Source organism: Duganella sp. sic0402, assembly GCF_019219065.1.
In the GTDB taxonomy this organism is placed as follows: Bacteria; Pseudomonadota; Gammaproteobacteria; order Burkholderiales; family Burkholderiaceae_D; genus Rugamonas.
In genome coordinates, this window is sequence record NZ_JAHUWK010000008.1 from 23,070 (window position 1) to 42,211 (window position 19,142).

A 19,142-nucleotide genomic window follows, 5' to 3' on the forward strand; every position below is an offset into this window, starting at 1 on the left:
CCATTAATGCGCGCGCTGATGCTGGCGCTAACACTGGCCGGCAATGGCCCCGGCCTGGCCGCGGCCGCCGTGCTGCAAGTCCACGCTGGTGATTCGATCAACGCCGCCATTGTCCGCGCGCAGCCGGGCGACACGCTGCTGATCGCCGCCGGCACCTATAACGAGCGCCTGCTGATCGACAAGCCGCTGACGCTGCAAGGCCAGGGCCATCCCATCATCAGCGCGCAGCGCAAGGACGACACCATCCGCATCAGCGCCGCCGACGTCAAACTCACCGGCCTGATCGTGCGCGACAGCGGCGAAGACCTGACCGCGCAGAATGCCGGCATCTATATCCAGCCTGGCGCGCACCGCGTGCAGATCAGCGAATGCCAGCTGGTCGCCAACCTGTTCGGCATCTGGCTGCAAGGCGTGCATGACGCGCGGCTGATGAACAACGTCATCACCGGCCGGCGCGATCTGCAATCGGCGCAGCGCGGCAACGGCATCCAGGTGTATGACACACGCGGCGTGCGCGTTATCGGCAACGAGATCAGCACCACCCGCGACGGCATTTATGTTGACGTTTCCAAGGATGCGGAATTCCGCCACAACCGCATCCATCACGTCCGCTATGGCACGCACTACATGAACACCAACCACAGCACCTGGGAAGACAACGAGGTCTATCTGAGCCGCGCCGGGCTGGCATTGATGGAAGTCCGCAGCCTGACCGTGCGCCGCAATATCTCGTGGGGCAATACCGATCACGGCATCATGCTGCGCACTATTCAGGATTCCATCATTGAAGACAACGTTGTCGCCAGCAACGACCGCGGCTTCTTCGTCTACGACGCCGAATACAACACGCTGCGCCGCAACCTGGTCATCAACAACCGTACCGGTGTGCATCTGTCTGCCGGTTCGTCGAACAACGAAGTCGATGGCAATGACTTCATCGGCAATCAGGAACAGGTGCGCTTTGTAGCGTCGCGCGATGTCGAATGGGGCAAGAAAGAAGGAAACTACTGGAGCAACTACAACGGATGGGACCAGAACGCCGACGGCCAAGGCGACGTGCCCTACGAAGCCAACGACCTGGTGGACCGCCTGAACTGGCAATACCCGCTGCTCAAAATGCTCAGCGCCAGCCCGGCGCTGCAAACACTGCGCTTTGCTGCCCGCCAGTTCCCGCTGCTGCGCGCACCCAGCGTAGTCGACCGCCATCCGCGCATGCGGCCGATCTCACAGAATTGGAAGAAATGGAATGACATCGTTCCCCGCACCGACACCAACTGAAGCCGCCGTCAGCCTGCGTAGCATTCAACACCGCTACGGCGTTTTCACGGCTTTACGAGATGTCAGCTTCGACATTCCGCGAGGCGCCATGTTTGGCCTGATCGGTCACAACGGCGCCGGCAAGAGCACGCTGTTCAAGCTGATGCTCGGCCTGATCGCGCCGTCCGCCGGCACGCTGCATGTACTGGGCCAGAATGCTGCCGAAGCGGCGTTTCGCCAGACCCGCCGCCGCATCGGCTACCTGCCCGAGAGCTTCGTCACCTACGATAATCTGAGCGGACGGGAAGTGCTGCACTTCTTCGCTGACCTTAAGCGCATTCCACGTTCAGCCTGCACGCCGCTGCTGGAACTGGTCGGCCTGAGCGCCGCCGCCGGCCGCCAGGTGCAGACCTATTCCAAAGGCATGCGCCAGCGCCTCGGGCTCGCGCAAGCGCTGCTGGGGCAGCCGGACATCATCTTCCTCGATGAACCAACCAACGGACTTGATCCACAAGGCATCGCCGGCTTTTACGACATTCTGCACGCGGTGCGCGAACGCGGCGCCACCATCGTCATCACCTCGCACATCCTGGCCGAGATTCAGCACCGCGTGGACCAGCTGCTGATCATGCAGGGCGGCGCGGTCGCCGCGCAAGGCACGCTGGCGCAACTGCGCGCCGGCATGGATGCGCCATTGGCGCTGACCATCGTCGCCACTGTCCCGCTCATGCTGCAAGCGAGCATACGCGTCGCACTGGCCGCACTGCCCTTGCGATTGCAGCAGGAGGCGCATGGCGAACAACTGCGCGTGTGCTGCGCCAGTGCCGACAAGATGGCGGTACTGCGCGAGCTGGCTGCCTGCGCAAGCGACATCACCCTTCAAGAGTCGACACTGGAACAGGTCTTCCTTGGCTACGGAGGCGCCCATGTCCGCACGCATTGAATGGCGCCAGGTCGGCATCCTAGCCGCCAAGGAATGGCGCGACCGCCTGCGCAACCGCTGGGTGCTGGCCGTGGCGCTGGTGTTTGCCGTGTTCGCGCTGGCCATCGCCTACTTCGGCGCGGCCCAGCAAGGCCAGGTTGGCTTCCACAGCATCGACGCCACCATCGCCAGCCTTGCCAGCCTGGTCATCTACCTGGTGCCGCTGATCGCGCTGATACTCGGCTACGACGCCATCGTCGGCGAGCGTGAGCGCGGCGCTTTGGAACTGCTGCTGTCTATGCCGGTAACGCGGCTGGAAGTCCTGCTCGGCAAATACCTCGGACTGGCAGCGGCCCTTACCAGCGCCACCGCCATCGGCTTCGGCGCTGGCCTGCTGCCCTTGTTCTCGCAGCTGACCGTGGCCGAAGGCTGGCGCTACACGCAATTCGTCGCCAGCGCCGTGTTGATGGGACTGGCTTTCCTCAGCATTGCCATGCTGGTGTCGGTCAGCACGCGCGACCGCATCCGTGCCAGCGGTATCGCCCTGACGCTGTGGTTCCTGTTCGTGCTGGTGTTCGACCTGCTGCTGATGGGTGTCATGGTGCTCAGCCAGGGCAAGCTGAGTAGCGGCATATTCGCCGCCTTGCTGATGCTGAACCCGGCCGACGTATTCCGTCTGCTGAACGTGTTCAGTTCCGATCAGGCCCAGGCCATGTATGGTCTGGCCACCGTCATGCCGGAAAGCTGGACCCATCCAGCGCTGCTGGCCGGCGTGATGCTGGCCTGGATTGTCTTACCGTTTTCTATCGCACTCAGGAGATTTTCATGAATACCCAACGCCTGCGCTGGAGCGCGCTGGCCGCCCTCGTGCTGGCCGCGTGCACGCACACAGCAAGCAAGCTGCCCGCCATTGATCCATCCGACGATGCGGCCTGCGCGCTGGATGGCATGCTGCTACGCGACTTCCCCGGCCCCAAAGCACAGATCCGGTTTGTCGACGGCAAAACCGATTACTTCTGCGACGTGATGGAACTGCTCAGCGAAATGCTGGCGCCGGAACAGCATCGCGCCACCAGCACTTTCTACGTGCAGGACATGGGCAAGGCCGACTGGCAGAAACCCAAAGGCCACTGGATACCGGCACGCGATGCACTGTACGTCATCGGCAGCAAGGCGCAAGGCTCGATGGGCGCGACCATCGCCTCGTTCAGCCAGCAGGCCTACGCCGACGCCTTCGCGCAGAAGCAAGGCGGCAAAGTGCTGCGTTTCGATCAGATCACCCTGTCCATGTTGAACAGCACCAGTGGCGGCATGCCGGCGCACGGCATGGAACATTAAATAGCAACGGTTTGGATCGGCGTCGTCTGGCAGGGTGCGACGATCCTTTTTTATCCCGGTATATGCCGGTTCACTTTGAAGAGAGAGATAGACCATGAAGAAGTTACTGATGCTGGCAGCCATGTTGGCTGCCGTCACCACCGCCACCGCCGCTGCGCCGGACGCAGCCAAGATCGAGAAGACCTACACCACCACCTGCGCGGCCTGCCATGCGGCCGGCATCATGGGTGCGCCCAAGGTTGGCGACAAGGCCGCGTGGAAGCCGCGCATCGCAAAGGGCAAGCCGGCGCTGTACGCCAGCGCCATCTCGGGCGTGAAGATGATGCCGCCGCGTGGCGGCAATCCGGGCCTGAAGGACGACGAACTGAAAGCCATCGTCGACTACATGATCGGCAAGAGTAATTAATACCGCTGGCCGCCGACTGCGGTCGGCGGCCGCTTCCGGAGAAACACCATGTTCACCCGCGCCTTGCTGGCCATTCTGCTGTTCCTGAGCGCCTGCTCAAGTGAGGAGCGGCTCTACAAAACCGAGGGCCATGTGTTCGGCACCACAGTCTCGATTACCATCTACGGTGGATCACAACAACGCGCCGACCTGCTCGGCGACGAAGTACTGCGCGAATTCGACCGCCTGCACCGCAAATTCCACGCGTGGCAACCCAGCATGCTGACCGCACTGAACGACAGCATCGCCAAGGGCCAGCCATTCCGCGCCGATGCCGAAATGGCCGGGCTGCTCAAATCGGCCGAGAAGCTGTCCACACGTTCCGGCCTGCTATTCAATCCCGCTATCGGCCACCTGATACGGCTGTGGGGCTTCCAGAAAAATGACATCAGCGCGCAAGGCCCGGAGGAGGCGGAGATCAAACGCTGGGTCGATGCCCATCCGTCGCTGTCCGATCTGCGCTATGACGGTAACACCATCAGCAGCGTCAACACAGCAGTGATGATCGACCTTGGCGGCTACGCCAAAGGCTATGCGCTGGACCGCGCCGCGATGCTGCTGCGCGAAGCGCATGTGAAAGCGGCGCTGGTTAATATCGGCGGTAACGTCATCGCCATCGGCAAGCCAGGTGAGCGGCCATGGCAGGTTGGCATCCGCGATCCGCGCGGCGCCGGCACGGTGGCGCAGATCGCGCTGCACGATAATGAAGCCATCGGCACCAGCGGCGACTATGAACGCTACTTCATGAAGGATGGAAAGCGCCGCCCACACATCATCGATCCACGCACCGGCTATCCGATCGATCTGGTGGCATCGGTCACGATTATCGCCGGCGGCGGCCGCGATCCCGGCCTGCGCTCGGACGGCCACTCCAAGCCGCTGTTCATCGCCGGCCCGGAAGGCTGGCAAGCCATGGCCGCCAAGCTCGATCTTAAAGAAGTGCTGCTGGTCGACGCCCAGCACCAGGTTCACATGACGCCTGCGATGCAGGCGCGCATCGACGCCACTCACAAGCCTTGAGCCATTTGCGGATGCGGCCACGCGCATTCGCATACCGCGATGAGGTATTAAATTGAAGCATGCGGCCTTTGATGCTCTTCAGCTCATTCAGCAATTGCGGGTAGCTCAAATCGCGATAGTCCTGATAAAACTCCTGCGCCAGCCAAGACCTAGATACTTTGGCCTATCGACCTGTGCGTAGTTTGATTCTATCATCGCTATATACTTAACTATACAGCGAGAGGCAGAGGGATGAAAAAGCGGATATGGACACTGGCCATACCAGTGTTGGCGACCAGTGGGGCTTACGCGCAGGAGGTGGTGCCATTCGGCCTGGGCACAGTGCTCATCAGCAGCGCACGCAGCGAAGTGGGGGAAATCGGCAGGGAGCAGGTGTCATCGCTGGTCAGCCGTCAGGAGATGCGCGAATTCAATCGCGAGAATGTCGGCGATGCGTTGAACCTGCTGTCCGGTATTACGCTATCGACCAACTCGCGCAACGAAAAAACCATCGCCGTGCGCGGTTTCGATTCGCGCCAGGTCCCGCTTTATATCGATGGCATTCCGGTATATGTGCCGTATGACGGCTACGTCGACTTCAACCGTTTCAGCACGGCCTACCTGGCCGGGATTCAGGTCGCCAAAGGTTTTAGCTCGATGTCTTACGGTCCCAACGCGCTGGGCGGCGCAATCAATCTGGTATCGCGCAAACCGAAAACAGCACTGGAGGCCGACGCCATGCTCGGCGTCAGCAGCGGCAGCGGACGCATCGCTTCTACCAACGTCGGCACCAACCAGGGCAAGTGGTATATGCAGGCAGGAGCCTCGTATGATCAGGCCGACACCTTCCCGCTCTCTTCTGACTTCAAACCGACCGCCAGCGAAGACGGCGGCTCGCGCAACAACGCCTATCGCCGCGACAGCAAGGTGTCGCTGAAATTCGGCTGGACGCCGACTGGGAGCGACGAATACGCGCTCAGCTACTATAAGCAGCACGGGGTCAAGGGCCAGCCGCCATCGACCGATCCCGCCACCGCGCGTTACTGGAAATGGCCATACTGGGACAAGGAAAGCTTGTACTTCATCTCGCGCACTGCGCTGAGCAGCAAGGAAACGCTGAAGGTACGCGCCTATCACGACACCTACGGTAATGAAGTCGACAGCTACACCAACGGCAGCTACGCGACGCTGAAGCCCTCCGGCTCTGGCAGCGTCGGCACCGGGCGCAGCATCTACAAGGACTGGACCAATGGCGCATCGCTTGAACTGGAATCGCGCCGGCTCGATCAGCACACGCTACGCCTGATCACCCACTACAAACTCGACAAACACGTCGAGACCGACGCATATGATGCGACCATGTCCATCTTCAAGGATGAGCTGATGTCCTATGCACTGGAAGACAACATCCAGCTAACACAGGCTACCATGTTGTCGGTGGGTGCAGGCATGCATCAGATGAAGCCGAAAGATGTCTTCAGCAGCGGCAATGCCTACTCGCTGCCGGACAAGAAAACCGCACACGATAGGCAAGCAGGCCTGTTCCATGATCTGAACAGCAATGACAGGCTGTACGCCACCATCGCCCAGAAATCGCGGCTGCCAACGCTGAAGGATCGTTACTCGCAACGCCTCGGCACCTACATCGAAAATCCAGCGCTGCGCCAGGAACGAGCACGCAACTACGAGGTCGGTTATCAAGGCCGGCCATGGCAAGGCGGCCAGTTGCAGGCGGCGCTGTTCTACAGCGATGTGACCGACAAGATCCAGGCGCTTGCCAACGTCTCCGGCAACAAGTCGCAGATGCGCAATGTCGGCAAGGTCCGCAGCACCGGCTTTGAGGTGGATGCGCGCACGGCACTTAACCGCTGGGCCGATATCGGCGCCGCTTACACCTACACCGCATTGAAGAACGTCAGCTCGGCCTCGACCCGCGTGACCGACGTACCAAAACAAAAGTTGACCGCTCAGGCCTCGCTGCATCCACGCGGCGATGTCGACGTGGTCGCCTTTGCAGAACACAACAGCAGCCGCTGGGCTTCCAACACCGTCGAACTGGCAGGCTTCACCACGCTGAATCTCAAGCTGGCCTATCGCCCTGTGGCGCATGTATCGATGGAAGCCGGCGTGACCAACCTCAACGACAAAAACTATGCACTGGCAGATGGCTTCCCCAGCGCTGGCCGCCAGTGGTTCGGCAACATCACCTACCGCTACTAAGGAATTACCATGAGCATCCGTAAGCTACTGATCGCACTCACCCTGAGCGCTAGCACCGCCTGGGCCCACCCGGACCTGAACAACGCCAGCAAATACGTCACGACCGAACTGAGCGTCACCGGCGCCGTGGAGCATCCGCTCAAGCTGGACGTGAACGACCTGCGCCAGTTCCCGCTGGAGCAACAGCAAAACCGCAACGGCGTCACCCTTCGCGCCCTGCTGGATCGCGCCAAGGTGATATCGAGCAATCACAACGACGTGAAGAAGATGGCCATCATCGCCACCGCCAGCGACGGCTATGCAGTGGTGTACTCGTGGTCAGAAATATTTAACTCGCCGATAGGCGAAAGCGTGCTGATCTTCTTCGAAAAAGACGGCAAAGCGCTCGCCGACGACGAAGGCCGCATTGCCATGATCTCCACCAAAGACCTGCGCACCGGCCCACGCCACGTACGCTGGCTGAAGAGCATCGAGATCAGAAAAATCGTCGATTAAAGATCCAGGGTCAGTTCCGCCAACTGACCCCGGATTTATTACAGCTGACCCAGCAGAGTCTCGGCGTTGGAGACTTCGAACTTGCCGCCCTGCTCGATGTTGAGCTGGGTGACTACGCCGTCCACCGCCAGCAGCGAGTAGCGCTGCGAGCGGGTGCCCATGCCGAACTTGCTGAAGTCGGCGTCCAGGCCCAGCGCTTTCGAGTAAGCAGCGTTACCGTCGGCCATCATGCGGACGATGCCGGTGGCTTTCTGGTCGCGGCCCCATGCGCCCATGACGAAGGCGTCATTGACCGAGATGCACCAGATCTCATCCACGCCCTTGGCTTTCAGCTCATCGGCCAGCTTGACGTAGCCAGGCACATGCTGCGCCGAGCAGGTTGGGGTGTAGGCGCCTGGCAGGCCGAAGATGGCGATCTTCTTGCCTTTGACCAGATCCTGCACATTGAAAGTGTTCGGGCCCAGCGAGCAGCCTTCGGTTTCGGTTTCGATGAATTCGGACAGTGCGCCTTCCGGCAGCTTGTCGCCGATCTTGATGGTCATGGATAACTCCTCTGTAAATGTAAAAAGAGCCGCACCCAGTGCGGCTCTTTCCTTGGGTAGAACCCGAAGTATGCCTTAATCGGCCTGTTTGCGCAGGAAGGCTGGAATGTCGTAGGTTTCCATGCCGTTCTTCTCCATCGCGCGCACTTGCTCCGATGCCGACTCGCGGCGCCATACTGCTGGCGCCTTCATGCCGTCGAACGCCGGTGCAGCGCCGCCGCCCATGCCGCCGGTGGCGCCCATCGACATGCCCTGCGCTGCAGCTGCGCCGCCCATGGCAGCCGATGGCATCATCGGGCTGTTGTGGGTGCCGGTGCGCAGCATTTGCTGTGGCACCAGTTGCACATGCTTCTTGGCTTTGCCCAGGCCGGTGGCCACCACGGTCACGCGGATGCTGTCGCCCATCTCGTCGTCGTAGGCGATGCCTTGTGCGATCGATGCGTCTGGCGCAGCGAAGGCGCGCACGGCAGCCATGACTTCCTTGATCTCTTTACCTTTCAGGCCACGCGATGCGGTAACGTTGACCAGCACGCCGCGTGCGCCCGACAGGTCGACACCATCCAGCAGCGGCGAGGCAACTGCCTGCTCGGCAGCGATGCGCGCGCGGTCCACGCCAGCAGCGGTAGCGGTGCCCATCATCGCCTTGCCCTGCTCGCCCATGATGGTTTTCACGTCGTTGAAGTCGACGTTGATGTGGCCAGGCACGTTGATGATCTCGGCGATACCGGCCACCGCGTTGTTCAGCACATCGTCAGCGTGTTGCAGCCATTCGATCAGCGATTCGTCTTCGTAGATCTCTTCCAGTTTTTCGTTGAGGATGACGATCAGCGAGTCAACGTTGGCGGACAGCTGTTCCAGGCCTTCGTCAGCGATGTCCATGCACTTCTGGCCTTCGTGCGAGAACGGCTTCGACACCACGGCCACGGTCAGTGCGCCCAGCGACTTCGCCACTTCCGCGACGATCGGTGCGGCGCCAGTGCCGGTGCCGCCGCCCATACCGGCAGCGATGAAGACCATGTGCGCGCCGCGCAGCGAGTCTTCAATGCGCTGGCGCGAATCTTCCGCCAGCTTGCGGCCGACGTCCGGCTTCATGCCAGCGCCCAGGCCGGTGTCGCCGATCTGGATGATGTTGTCGGCCTTCGAAGTCGACAGCGCTTGCGCGTCGGTATTCGCGGCGATGAACTCCACGCCGGACATGCCTTTGTTGATCATGTGCTGCACCGCATTACCACCCGCACCGCCGACCCCGACGACCTTGATGACGGTGCCCAAAGCTGCGTTATCGACCATATCGAACTCCATGATGTGACTCCCTATCAGAATGCGGTTTTCAAGCGCCAGTCCTCATAATTGTAGGAGAACTGGAGATTGAAAACTGCGGTTTAATATAAAAAATTTGCGTTTGTACTGCGTTGTTTTGTACTGCGTTGTTTCGTATCTGCCTCAGAAGTTCCCGAGGAACCATTCCTTCATGCGCTGCCAGACTGCCTTCACCGAACCATCCTGCCGCGTGACGATGTGGCCACGCAGATACTGCTTTTTCGCTTCCTGCAACAGGCCCAGCACGGTCGCGTAGCGCGGGCTGCGCACCACGTCGGCCAGCTGGCCACGGTAGTCCGGCGTGCCCAGGCGCGCCGGCTTGAGGAAAATGTCTTCCGCCATCTCGACCATGCCCGGCATGATCGAAGTACCGCCGGTCAGTACGATGCCCGACGACAGCACGCCTTCGTAGCCGGACTCGCGCACCACCTGGTGCACCATCGCAAACAGCTCTTCCACGCGCGGCTCGATCACAGCAGCCAGCGCCTGGCGCGACAGGTTGCGCGGACCGCGGTCGCCCAGGCCCGGCACTTCCAGCGACTCGCCCGGATCAGCCAGCACCTGCTTGGCTACGCCGTAGCGGATCTTGATCTCTTCCGCTTCGGTGGTCGGCGTGCGCAGCGCCATCGCGATATCGTTGGTGATCTGGTCGCCGGCGATCGGGATCACCGCCGTATGGCGGATCGCGCCATCGGAGAACACCGCCACGTCGGTCGTGCCGCCGCCGATGTCGATCAGGACCACGCCCAGTTCTTTCTCATCCACTGTCAGCACCGCGTCGGCCGAGGCCATCGGCTGCAAGATCAGGTCCGACACTTCCAGGCCGCAGCGGCGCACGCACTTGACGATGTTCTGCACCGCCGACACCGCGCCGGTGACGATGTGCACTTTGACTTCCAGGCGGATGCCGCTCATGCCGATTGGCTCGCGCACATCTTCCTGGCTGTCGACGATGAATTCTTGCGGCACCGTATGCAGCAATTGCTGATCGGTCGGAATGTTAACCGCCTTTGCCGTTTCAATGACGCGCGCTACGTCGGTCGCCGTCACTTCCTTGTCCTTGATCGCTACCATACCGCTCGAATTGAAGCTGCGGATATGGCTGCCGGCGATGCCCGCGTACACATTGCGGATCTTGCAGTCGGCCATCAGCTCCGCTTCTTCCAGCGCGCGCTGGATCGATTCAACGGTCGCTTCGATGTTGACCACCACGCCTTTTTTCAGGCCTCGCGATTCGTGCTGGCCCAGGCCGATCACTTCGTGGCGTCCATCGCCCATCACCTCGGCCACCACGGCCACCACCTTGGAGGTGCCGATATCGAGGCCGACGATCAGGTTTTTCGCGTCTTTAGTCATTTCTTTTCTGCCTGCTAGTTATGCTTGGTGTCCGGTTTATTGGCCGTTGGTTTCTTCACTGCTGGTTTTCGTTTCGCGCCTTCCGCCGGAATCTTCAATCCCTGCGCGCTCAGCGCCAAACCGTTCTGGTACCGCATGTCTATCGCTTCTATATTCGGTAAATGCTCCACCAGTTGCGGATAAATCCCCACCAGGCGGTCCACCCTTTCCTTCAGCGTGGCGGTAGTCTGTTCCCGACCCAGCGCCACGCTCATACCGTTATCCAGCCGCACCGTCCACGCATAGCGGCTGGACAGCGACAGCGCCTGCGGCACCAGCTTCAGCGGCGCAAACCAGTTGCGCAACTCGGCGTACCGCAACAACACTTCCTTCTCGCTGCCATCCGGACCGTCAAACTCCGGCAGCGCATGATCCTCTTCCGCCTCGGCCAGGTTGGCGGTGAACACATCGCCCTTGGTCGACAGCAGCCGGCCATCCTCGCCCCACGTTCCCAGCGCCTCATGCTCCTCCAGCGCCACGATCAGCTGGTCCGGCCATTCGCGCCGTACCGTGGCGCGGCGTACCCAGGGCACCGACTCAAATGCCTGGCGCACCGCGTCCAGGTTGGTGGTGAAGAAGTTGCCCTTGATCCGGCCCAGCGCGTTGTTACGCAGCGTCAGGTGGTTCACATGCTTTAAATCGTCGCTCGCGATATTCTCAATACGTATCGTGCGCAGGTTAAACATCGGACGCTGCGACACCCACCACACGCCGGACGCGATGCATGCCAGTATCGTCAGCACGAACAAGCTGCTGGCGGTAGCATTCAAAGCCTTCACGTCATGCCACATCTACTGCTTATCCCTTCATCTTCAGGCGTGCGCTGCGCAGGATTTCCACGCACAGGTCTTCATAGCTGATGCCTTCCGCACGCGCCGCCATCGGCACCAGCGAGTGGCCAGTCATGCCTGGCGAGGTGTTCACTTCCAGCAGGAACGGTTTCTGATCGCGTTCACGCAGCAGCACGTCAACCCGGCCCCAGCCCTCGCAACCCAGCGCGCGATACGCTTCCACGGCGATACGGCGCATTTCCTCGCTCAGCGCCTCTGGCAGCGCGGCCGGGCAGAAATACTGGGTGTCGTCGGTGAAGTACTTGTTCTGGTAATCGTAATTGCCTTCCGGCGCGACGATCTCCACCACCGGCAGCGCACGCGCGCTGGCGCCAGTACCGAGCACCGCCACGGTGAATTCGCGGCCAGTGACAAATTCTTCCGCCAGCACCGAATCGTCCAGCGCGGCGGCGGTGTCGTAGGCGGCTTTGAACTCAGCCGCTTCGTTGACCTTGGTGATGCCGATGGTCGAACCTTCATGCGGCGGCTTGACGATCAGCGGCAGGCCCAGGTCGGCGGCGGTGGCGGCCAGGTCGGACTGCGCGTTCAGCACCGCGTAGCGCGGCGTCGGCAGGCCGGCGTTCAGCCACACGATCTTGGTGGTGATCTTGTCCATGCCCACCGAGCTGGCCATCACGCCGCTGCCGGTGTACGGAATGCCCAGCAGTTCCAGCGCGCCCTGCAGGCTGCCGTCTTCGCCGTAGCGGCCGTGCAGCGCGATGAACACGCGGTCGAATTTTTCCGCCGCCAGTTCAGCCAGCGAGCGTTGGCCCGGATCGAAAGGATGGGCGTCGATGCCTTTGCTTTGCAGCGCGGCCAGCACGCCGGCGCCGGACATATTCGATACTTCACGCTCGGCGGAACGGCCGCCGAACAGCACGCCGACCTTGCCGAATGCGCTGGCGTCTTGTACGTGTTGTGGATTCAGGGTACTCACGATTCAGACCTTTGGATAATTAGTCAGTTTGGCCGGGACGCCGCTGATCGAGCCTGCGCCCATGGTCATGACGACATCGCCGTCACGCACCACGCCCATGATGGTTTCCGGCATATCGCCGATCGCCTCAACAAAAATCGGTTCCGTCTTGCCGCGTGCGCGCAATGCATGCGCCAGCGCGCGGCCGTCGGCAGCCACCACTGGCGCTTCACCGGCAGCGTAGACTTCGCCCAGCACCAGCACATCCGGTGCGCCCAGTACCTTGACGAAGTCTTCAAACAAATCGCGGGTGCGGCTGTAGCGGTGCGGCTGGAAAGCCAGCACCAGGCGGCGGCCCGGATAGGCGGCGCGCGCGGCAGCCATGGTCACTTCCATTTCCAGCGGGTGGTGGCCGAAGTCGTCCACCAGCGTAAAGCTGCCGCCACCTGGAATCGCAACATCGCCATACTTGGTGAAGCGGCGGCCAACGCCGGCAAAGCCAGCCAGGCCAGCCTGGGTGGCGCTGTCCGGAATATTGATCTCGCGCGCGATGGCGATGGCAGAGCAGGCATTCTGCACATTGTGCAGGCCAGGCTGGTTCAGCACCACGTCCAGATCCGGATAGCCTTCCTGCTTGACAGTAAAGTGCATTTCCACACCGACGGCGCGGGCGTTCACGGCGCGCACTTCAGCATCCTCGGCAAATCCGTAGGTGGTGACCGGCTTGGTCACATGCGGCAGGATCGAGCGCACATGCGGATCGTCGATGCACAGCATGGCGCGGCCGTAGAACGGCAGGCGGTGCGTGAAGTGGACGAAAGCCTGCTTGAGCTTTTCGAAATCGTGCTCGTAGGTTTCCATGTGGTCGGCGTCGATATTCGTGATGACTTCGATCATCGGCGTCAGGTTCAGGAACGATGCATCCGACTCATCGGCTTCCGCTACCAGGTACTCGCCGGTACCCAGCTTGGCGTTGGCGCCCGCGCTGGTCAGCCGGCCGCCGATGACGAAGGTCGGGTCCAGCCCGCCCTGCGCCAGCACCGACGCCACCAGGCTGGTAGTGGTGGTCTTGCCGTGGGTGCCGGCGATGGCGATGCCGCGCTTCAGGCGCATCAACTCGCCCAGCATCACCGCGCGCGGAACGATAGGAATCTTGCGGCTGCGCGCTGCGACGACTTCAGGATTGTCCTGCTGCACAGCGGTCGAGGTCACGACGGCATCGGCCTTGCCGATGTTTTCCGCCGCGTGGCCCTGATACACGGTCGCGCCCATGCCGGCCAGGCGCTGGGTCACAGCATTGCTGCCCAGGTCCGAGCCGGATACGTTGTAGCCCAGCGTGAGCAGCACTTCCGCAATGCCGCTCATGCCGCTGCCACCGATGCCGACGAAGTGTATGTTCTGTACTTTATGCTTCATACCAATTCTTCCAATACTTTAGCGATTGCCTCATTCGAATCGCGCTTGCCGACTTCGCGCGCTGCCATGGCCATGGCCAGGCAGGACGCGCGGGTCAGCGTTTCCAACAGCGTCGCAACCGATTGCGCGCTCAATTCCGTTTGCGGCATGTGTATCGCCGCTTTCTGTTTTGCCATCCACTGCGCGTTGTTGCGCTGATGGCTGGTGGTCGATGCAACCAGTGGCACCAGCACGCTGGCCACGCCGGCCGCCGTCAGTTCCGAAATGGTGATGGCGCCCGCGCGGCAGATCACCAGATCCGCAGCGCTGTATGCCGCCGCCATGTCGTCAATGAAATCGACCACATTGGCCGTCACGCCGGCCTGCTGATACGCGGCACGCAGCGCATCGATATTCTTCTTGCCCGACTGGTGCGTCACCAGCGGACGCTGTGCTTGCGGAATCAGCGCCAGCGCCGCCGGCAACACGTCGTTCAGTGCTTTCGCGCCCAGGCTGCCACCGACCACCAGGATGCGCAGCGCGCCTTCGCGGCCCTCGAAACGCTGGGCTGGCGGCGCCACGTCAAGAATCTCCTCGCGCACCGGATTGCCCGACACCACCGCCTTGCTGGCCGCGCTGCCGAATTCCGCAGGGAAGCCGAAGCACACCCGGTCCGCGAACGGCACCAGCGTTTTGTTCGACAGCAGCAGCGCGGCATCGGCGTTGACCAGCACCAGCGGCGTGCCGCGCATGCGCGACATCAGGCCACCCGGCACGGTGACGTAACCGCCCATGCCCAGCACCACGTCCGGCTTGCGGCTACCGATGAAACCGAAGCAGTCAGCGAACGCCTTCACCATCTTCAGCGCCCCCCCCAGGGAGTGCTTCAAGCCCTTGCCGCGCATGCCGGTGAAGTTGATGCTGTCCATCGCGATGCCATGTTTCGGCACCAGCTCCTGCTCCATGCCGCTGGACGTACCCAGCCAGCTCACTTCCCAGCCGCGCGCGCGCATGGTTTGCGCGATCGCCAGGCCAGGGAAAATATGACCGCCCGTGCCGGCCGCCATAATCATCAGTCGTTTCATAGTCTGCCACCACGCATCAGAACCCGGTTCTCGTAGTCGATCCGGAGCAGGATCGCGAGCCCGATGCAGTTAATCACAACACCCGTACCGCCATAGCTCATCAGCGGCAGGGTCAAGCCTTTGGTTGGCAGTAAGCCCAGGTTCACACCCATGTTAATAAACGTCTGCACGCCAATCCAGATACCGATGCCCTTGGCCGTCAGGCCAGCAAAGGTCTGGTCGATGGCGATGGCCTGGCGGCCGATATCGAAAGCACGCTTGATGATCCAGTAGAACAGCGCGATCACCACCAGCACACCGGCCAGGCCAAGTTCTTCGCCGATCACCGCCAGCAGGAAGTCGGTATGCGCTTCCGGCAGGTAGTGCAGCTTTTCTACGCTGCCGCCCAGGCCAACGCCAAAAATCTCGCCGCGCCCGAAAGCGATCAGCGAGTGGGTCAGCTGGTATGCCTTGTTCAGTGCATTGTCTTCTTCCCACGGATTCAGGTAAGCGAAGTAGCGCTCGCGGCGGAATTTGGATAGTGCGATGATCGAGACGAAGATCGTCACCAGCACGGCGCCGATGCCGCCGAACCAGATCGCATTGATTCCGCCCAGGAACAGGATGCCCATGGCGATGCAGACGATTACGCCGAATGCGCCCAGGTCCGGTTCCAGCAGCAACAGCAGGCCGACAAAGCCGATCGCCGCCGCCATCGGCATAAAGCCCTTGGTCAGCTTGTGCATGTATTGCTGCTTGCGCACGGTGTAGTCAGCGGCGTAGAGCACGGCCACGACCTTCATCAGCTCCGACGGCTGGACGTTGAATACCTTCAGCGACAGCCAGCGGCGGCCACCGTTGACCACCACGCCGATGCCTGGGATGAGCACCAGCACCAGCAGCACCAGCGTACCGATGAACAGATAAGGCGCAGCCTTCTGCAGGTCCGCAATGCGGATGCGGAACACGAACAGGCCAGCGACCAGCGAGACAGCGATGAACATGGCCTGGCGTTGCAGGAAGTAGGTATTCTGCCAGCGAACGTAGTTGGCGAATTTCGGCGAATCCGGCAGCGAGATCGAAGCCGAGTACACCATCACCATCCCGAGCAGCATCAGCAGCAGCGTGACCCACACCAGCGGCTGGTCGTACTCCATCATCTTGGACTGCCGCGCACGGCTCTCCAGCGGCGTTTCAGCCAGCTTGGAGCCAAAGCGGAACGGCAGCTGCAAGGCCATCAGATCTCCTGTCCAGCGTCAAGCGCGATGTCGCGCACGGTGTCGATAAACACCTGGGCGCGATGCGCGTAATTCTTGAACATGTCCATGCTGGCGCACGCGGGCGACAGCAGTACGGCGTCGCCGGCGTGCGCGAGTTCGGCGGCGCGCTTGACGGCTTGCGGCAGATCGGTGCCGCAGTCTTCCAGCGTGTACGCCAGTTCACCGCCCTGCTCACGCGCGGACCGTTCCAGCGCGGCGCGGATTTGTGCAGCGTCGCGGCCGATCAGCAGCGCGGTGCGGGCGTAGCGCTGCATCGGTTCTGCCAGCGGTGCGAAGTCCTGGCCTTTGCCGTCGCCGCCCAGGATGACCAGCAGGCGCTGGTTGTCGCCGGTGAAGGCTTTGCCCAGGCCATTCAATGCTGCCACGGTGGCGCCGACATTGGTGCCTTTGCTGTCATCGTAATATTCAACTTCGTTGATGGCGCTGACCAGTTCCACGCGATGCGGCTGGCCGCGATATTCGCGCAGGCCGTGCAGCAGCGGCGCCAGCGGCAGGTCGATGGCGCGGCACAGGGCCAACGCGGCCAACGCGTTGGCGGCGTTGTGGACGCCACGGATTTGCAGCGCGTCGGCGGGCATCAGATTCTTGACGATGCACTCGACCGGTGGCGGCGGTGGATCGTTTTTCTTGCGCTTCTTCGGTTCGCCCTCTTCTTCTGCCGGAATGGCGGTGGCGAGCCACAGCACGCCGCGCTCGTTGTTCAGGCCAAGGTCATCGCGCAGGGCTGGAGCGTCGGTGCCGAAGGTGACATTGTGGCCGGTGGCGCTGGCCATGCGCATGGTGGTCGCGTCGTCGCGGTTCAGCACGCGAACGGTGTTGGCGGCGAAGATGCGGTGCTTGGCGGCAGCGTAGGATGGCATGTCGCCGTGCCAGTCGAGGTGGTCTTGTGTCACGTTCAGCACAGTCGCCGCGTCGGCTTCCAGCGTGAAGGTCGTCTGCAATTGGAAGCTCGACAGCTCCAGCACCCAGATGTCAGGCAGCGTGGATGGCGCTGCGGCGGCCGGTTCCGCATCGGCGTCTGGTGCTGCGGCTTCGGCGGGCGCTGGCGAGGCGTCGAGCACTTCGCGCAGGACATCCAGTGCGGCCGGGCTGATGTTGCCGGCGACACGCACGCTCTTGCCGGCGCGTTCGCACAGCTGACCGACCAGCGTGGTCACGGTGGTCTTGCCGTTGGTGCCGGTGATGGCGATGATCTTCGGTACGTAGCCGCGCGTTTCTTTCAGCGACTCCAGCGCCTGCGCGAACAGCTCGATCTCACCCCATACTTCAATGCCGGCGGCAGCGGCGGCGGGCGCAATTTCTGCCAGCTCGCGGTTCGGCGCCAAGCCAGGACTGACGGTCACGAAGTCCACGCCGTCCAGCAGTGACGCGCCAAACGGGCCAGCGACGAATTCCACATCAGGAACAGCCGCCTGCAATGCTGGCAGGCGATCCGGCCCCTCACGCGTGTCGGCAACGCGCACGCGCGCGCCGCTGCGGGCGAGCCACAGCGCCATCGCCAGGCCGGATTCCCCCAGCCCTAATACCAGTGCGTTTTTGCCTTCGTAAATCATCAGCGCAGTTTCAACGTCGAGAGTCCAACCAGTACCAGTATCATCGTGATAATCCAGAAGCGCACGACGACCTGGGTCTCTTTCCAGCCTTTTTGTTCAAAGTGGTGATGCAGCGGCGCCATCAGGAACACGCGACGGCCAACGCCATAGCGCTTCTTGGTGTACTTGAACCACGTCACCTGAATCATCACCGACACCGTCTCCGCAACGAAGATGCCGCCCATGATGAATAACACGATTTCCTGACGCACGATCACCGCAATGGTGCCCAGCGCGCCGCCCAGCGCTAACGCGCCCACGTCGCCCATGAACACCTGCGCCGGATGGGTGTTAAACCACAGGAAAGCCAGACCAGCGCCAGCCAGCGCACCGCAGAAGATAATCAGCTCGCCCGCGCCAGGAATGTGCGGAATAAACAGATACTTCGAATAGGTCACGCTGCCGGTCAGGTAAGCGAACAAGCCCAGGGCCGAGCCGACCATAATCGTCGGCATGATCGCCAGACCATCCAGGCCATCGGTGAAGTTAACGGCGTTGGACGAACCGACGATGACACAGTAGGTCAGCGCGATGAAGCCCCATACACCCAGCGGATAGCTGATGGTTTTAAAGAACGGCACAATCAGGTCGGCCTTCGGCGGCAGGTCCATCGAGAAGCCCGACTGCACCCAGGCAAAGAACAGCTCAAACACCTTGCCGGTATTCGGCGCCGACACCGAAAACGCCAGATACAGCGCGGCAGCGATACCCACCAGCGACTGCCAGAAATACTTCTCGCGCGAGCGCATGCCTTCCGGGTCCTGGTACACCACCTTGCGGTAGTCATCCACCCAGCCCACCGCGCCAAAGCCCAGCGTGACGATCAGCACCGGCCAGATCAGGCGGTTCGACAGGTCGCACCACAGCAGCGTGGAAATCGCGATCGATAGCAGGATCAGCACACCGCCCATGGTTGGCGTGCCATGTTTTTTCAGGTGGGTCTGCGGACCATCGGTGCGCACCGCCTGGCCGTACTTCATTGCGGTCAGCTTGCGGATTACGAACGGACCAGCGGCCAGGCCGATAAACAGCGCCGTCGCGGTGGCGAACACCGCACGGAAGGTGATGAAGTTGAAGACCCGGAGAAAACCGAGATCATCCTGGAAGAATTGTGCGAGCCAGAGCAGCATGA

Annotated in this window: 18 protein-coding genes; 8 read left to right on the forward strand and 10 right to left on the reverse strand. The window is 61.8% G+C overall.

The genetic code is table 11. The features are described from left to right. Positions 1 to 6: 6 nt before the first annotated feature. From KW842_RS18570 to KW842_RS18605, 8 genes are all read left to right on the forward strand, one after another. Positions 7 to 1,278, forward strand: coding sequence for a nitrous oxide reductase family maturation protein NosD (locus KW842_RS18570; RefSeq protein ID WP_218305842.1), 1,272 nt, complete (start codon positions 7 to 9; stop codon positions 1,276 to 1,278). Continuing rightward, positions 1,247 to 2,200 carry an ABC transporter ATP-binding protein gene (locus KW842_RS18575; protein WP_218305611.1) on the forward strand — a complete coding sequence of 318 codons (954 nt, stop codon included), beginning with the start codon at positions 1,247 to 1,249 and terminating at the stop codon, positions 2,198 to 2,200. The genes KW842_RS18570 and KW842_RS18575 overlap by 32 nt, the downstream gene beginning before the upstream one ends. Then, entirely contained in the window at positions 2,184 to 3,008 is an 825-nt protein-coding gene (locus KW842_RS18580; RefSeq protein ID WP_218305612.1) for an ABC transporter permease, read from the forward strand. The genes KW842_RS18575 and KW842_RS18580 overlap by 17 nt, the downstream gene beginning before the upstream one ends. Further along, positions 3,005 to 3,517: a nitrous oxide reductase accessory protein NosL gene (locus KW842_RS18585; RefSeq protein ID WP_218305613.1), complete on the forward strand. Its 513-nt coding sequence runs from the start codon at positions 3,005 to 3,007 to the stop codon at positions 3,515 to 3,517. Before KW842_RS18580 ends, KW842_RS18585 begins: the two co-directional genes overlap by 4 nt. A 94-nt stretch (positions 3,518 to 3,611) precedes the next feature. Beyond that, entirely contained in the window at positions 3,612 to 3,923 is a 312-nt protein-coding gene (locus KW842_RS18590; RefSeq protein WP_218305614.1) for a cytochrome c5 family protein, read from the forward strand. A gap of 48 nt (positions 3,924 to 3,971) precedes the next feature. Further along, entirely contained in the window at positions 3,972 to 4,982 is a 1,011-nt protein-coding gene (locus tag KW842_RS18595) for an FAD:protein FMN transferase (RefSeq protein ID WP_218305615.1), read from the forward strand. Between the two features lie 231 nt (positions 4,983 to 5,213). After that, positions 5,214 to 7,181 carry a TonB-dependent siderophore receptor gene (locus KW842_RS18600; protein WP_218305616.1) on the forward strand — a complete coding sequence of 656 codons (1,968 nt, stop codon included), beginning with the start codon at positions 5,214 to 5,216 and terminating at the stop codon, positions 7,179 to 7,181. 9 nt (positions 7,182 to 7,190) lie between these two features. Next, positions 7,191 to 7,676 (forward strand): sulfite oxidase-like oxidoreductase, encoded by a 486-nt coding sequence (locus KW842_RS18605; RefSeq protein ID WP_229223785.1) that lies wholly within the window; start codon positions 7,191 to 7,193, stop codon positions 7,674 to 7,676. 38 nt (positions 7,677 to 7,714) lie between these two features. Here KW842_RS18605 and KW842_RS18610 read toward each other — a convergent pair whose 3' ends face one another. The 10 genes from KW842_RS18610 to mraY form a co-directional block, all read right to left on the reverse strand. Further along, positions 7,715 to 8,218, reverse strand: coding sequence for a peroxiredoxin (locus KW842_RS18610; RefSeq protein WP_218305617.1), 504 nt, complete (start codon positions 8,216 to 8,218; stop codon positions 7,715 to 7,717). 75 nt (positions 8,219 to 8,293) lie between these two features. After that, positions 8,294 to 9,520 carry a cell division protein FtsZ gene (gene ftsZ, locus KW842_RS18615; RefSeq protein WP_090186387.1) on the reverse strand — a complete coding sequence of 409 codons (1,227 nt, stop codon included), beginning with the start codon at positions 9,518 to 9,520 and terminating at the stop codon, positions 8,294 to 8,296. Positions 9,521 to 9,661: 141 nt separating this feature from the next. Then, entirely contained in the window at positions 9,662 to 10,894 is a 1,233-nt protein-coding gene (gene ftsA, locus KW842_RS18620; protein ID WP_218305618.1) for a cell division protein FtsA, read from the reverse strand. A gap of 14 nt (positions 10,895 to 10,908) precedes the next feature. Further along, entirely contained in the window at positions 10,909 to 11,724 is an 816-nt protein-coding gene (locus KW842_RS18625) for a cell division protein FtsQ/DivIB (protein ID WP_218305619.1), read from the reverse strand. Between the two features lie 7 nt (positions 11,725 to 11,731). Continuing rightward, positions 11,732 to 12,700, reverse strand: a complete 969-nt coding sequence (locus KW842_RS18630; RefSeq protein WP_373925207.1) for a D-alanine--D-alanine ligase — start codon at positions 12,698 to 12,700, stop codon at positions 11,732 to 11,734. 3 nt (positions 12,701 to 12,703) lie between these two features. Beyond that, entirely contained in the window at positions 12,704 to 14,095 is a 1,392-nt protein-coding gene (gene murC / locus KW842_RS18635) for a UDP-N-acetylmuramate--L-alanine ligase (protein ID WP_218305620.1), read from the reverse strand. Then, on the reverse strand, positions 14,092 to 15,159 hold the full coding sequence (gene murG, locus KW842_RS18640; RefSeq protein ID WP_218305621.1) for an undecaprenyldiphospho-muramoylpentapeptide beta-N-acetylglucosaminyltransferase: 1,068 nt from the start codon (positions 15,157 to 15,159) through the stop codon (positions 14,092 to 14,094). The genes murC and murG overlap by 4 nt, the downstream gene beginning before the upstream one ends. Then, the gene (ftsW, locus tag KW842_RS18645; RefSeq protein ID WP_218305622.1) at positions 15,156 to 16,376 is read right to left on the reverse strand and encodes a putative lipid II flippase FtsW; all 1,221 of its coding nucleotides are present in this window, start codon (positions 16,374 to 16,376) and stop codon (positions 15,156 to 15,158) included. Before ftsW ends, murG begins: the two co-directional genes overlap by 4 nt. Beyond that, positions 16,376 to 17,971, reverse strand: coding sequence for a UDP-N-acetylmuramoyl-L-alanine--D-glutamate ligase (gene murD / locus KW842_RS18650; protein ID WP_218305623.1), 1,596 nt, complete (start codon positions 17,969 to 17,971; stop codon positions 16,376 to 16,378). Before murD ends, ftsW begins: the two co-directional genes overlap by 1 nt. Then, positions 17,971 to 19,140, reverse strand: coding sequence for a phospho-N-acetylmuramoyl-pentapeptide-transferase (mraY, locus tag KW842_RS18655; protein ID WP_218305624.1), 1,170 nt, complete (start codon positions 19,138 to 19,140; stop codon positions 17,971 to 17,973). Before mraY ends, murD begins: the two co-directional genes overlap by 1 nt. Positions 19,141 to 19,142 lie beyond the last annotated feature (2 nt).

Coding starts and splice junctions, on each gene's coding strand:
- ftsW (WP_218305622.1), bottom strand. CDS start 16,376: ATGGCCTTGCAGCTGCCGTTCCGCTTTGGCTCCAAGCTGGCTGAAACG.
- ftsZ (WP_090186387.1), bottom strand. CDS start 9,520: ATGGAGTTCGATATGGTCGATAACGCAGCTTTGGGCACCGTCATCAAG.
- KW842_RS18575 (WP_218305611.1), top strand. CDS start 1,247: ATGACATCGTTCCCCGCACCGACACCAACTGAAGCCGCCGTCAGCCTG.
- KW842_RS18595 (WP_218305615.1), top strand. CDS start 3,972: ATGTTCACCCGCGCCTTGCTGGCCATTCTGCTGTTCCTGAGCGCCTGC.
- KW842_RS18605 (WP_229223785.1), top strand. CDS start 7,191: ATGAGCATCCGTAAGCTACTGATCGCACTCACCCTGAGCGCTAGCACC.
- KW842_RS18585 (WP_218305613.1), top strand. CDS start 3,005: ATGAATACCCAACGCCTGCGCTGGAGCGCGCTGGCCGCCCTCGTGCTG.
- KW842_RS18570 (WP_218305842.1), top strand. CDS start 7: ATGCGCGCGCTGATGCTGGCGCTAACACTGGCCGGCAATGGCCCCGGC.
- KW842_RS18625 (WP_218305619.1), bottom strand. CDS start 11,724: ATGTGGCATGACGTGAAGGCTTTGAATGCTACCGCCAGCAGCTTGTTC.
- KW842_RS18590 (WP_218305614.1), top strand. CDS start 3,612: ATGAAGAAGTTACTGATGCTGGCAGCCATGTTGGCTGCCGTCACCACC.
- ftsA (WP_218305618.1), bottom strand. CDS start 10,894: ATGACTAAAGACGCGAAAAACCTGATCGTCGGCCTCGATATCGGCACC.
- KW842_RS18580 (WP_218305612.1), top strand. CDS start 2,184: ATGTCCGCACGCATTGAATGGCGCCAGGTCGGCATCCTAGCCGCCAAG.
- mraY (WP_218305624.1), bottom strand. CDS start 19,140: ATGCTGCTCTGGCTCGCACAATTCTTCCAGGATGATCTCGGTTTTCTC.
- KW842_RS18600 (WP_218305616.1), top strand. CDS start 5,214: ATGAAAAAGCGGATATGGACACTGGCCATACCAGTGTTGGCGACCAGT.
- KW842_RS18610 (WP_218305617.1), bottom strand. CDS start 8,218: ATGACCATCAAGATCGGCGACAAGCTGCCGGAAGGCGCACTGTCCGAA.
- murD (WP_218305623.1), bottom strand. CDS start 17,971: ATGATTTACGAAGGCAAAAACGCACTGGTATTAGGGCTGGGGGAATCC.
- murG (WP_218305621.1), bottom strand. CDS start 15,159: ATGAAACGACTGATGATTATGGCGGCCGGCACGGGCGGTCATATTTTC.
- murC (WP_218305620.1), bottom strand. CDS start 14,095: ATGAAGCATAAAGTACAGAACATACACTTCGTCGGCATCGGTGGCAGC.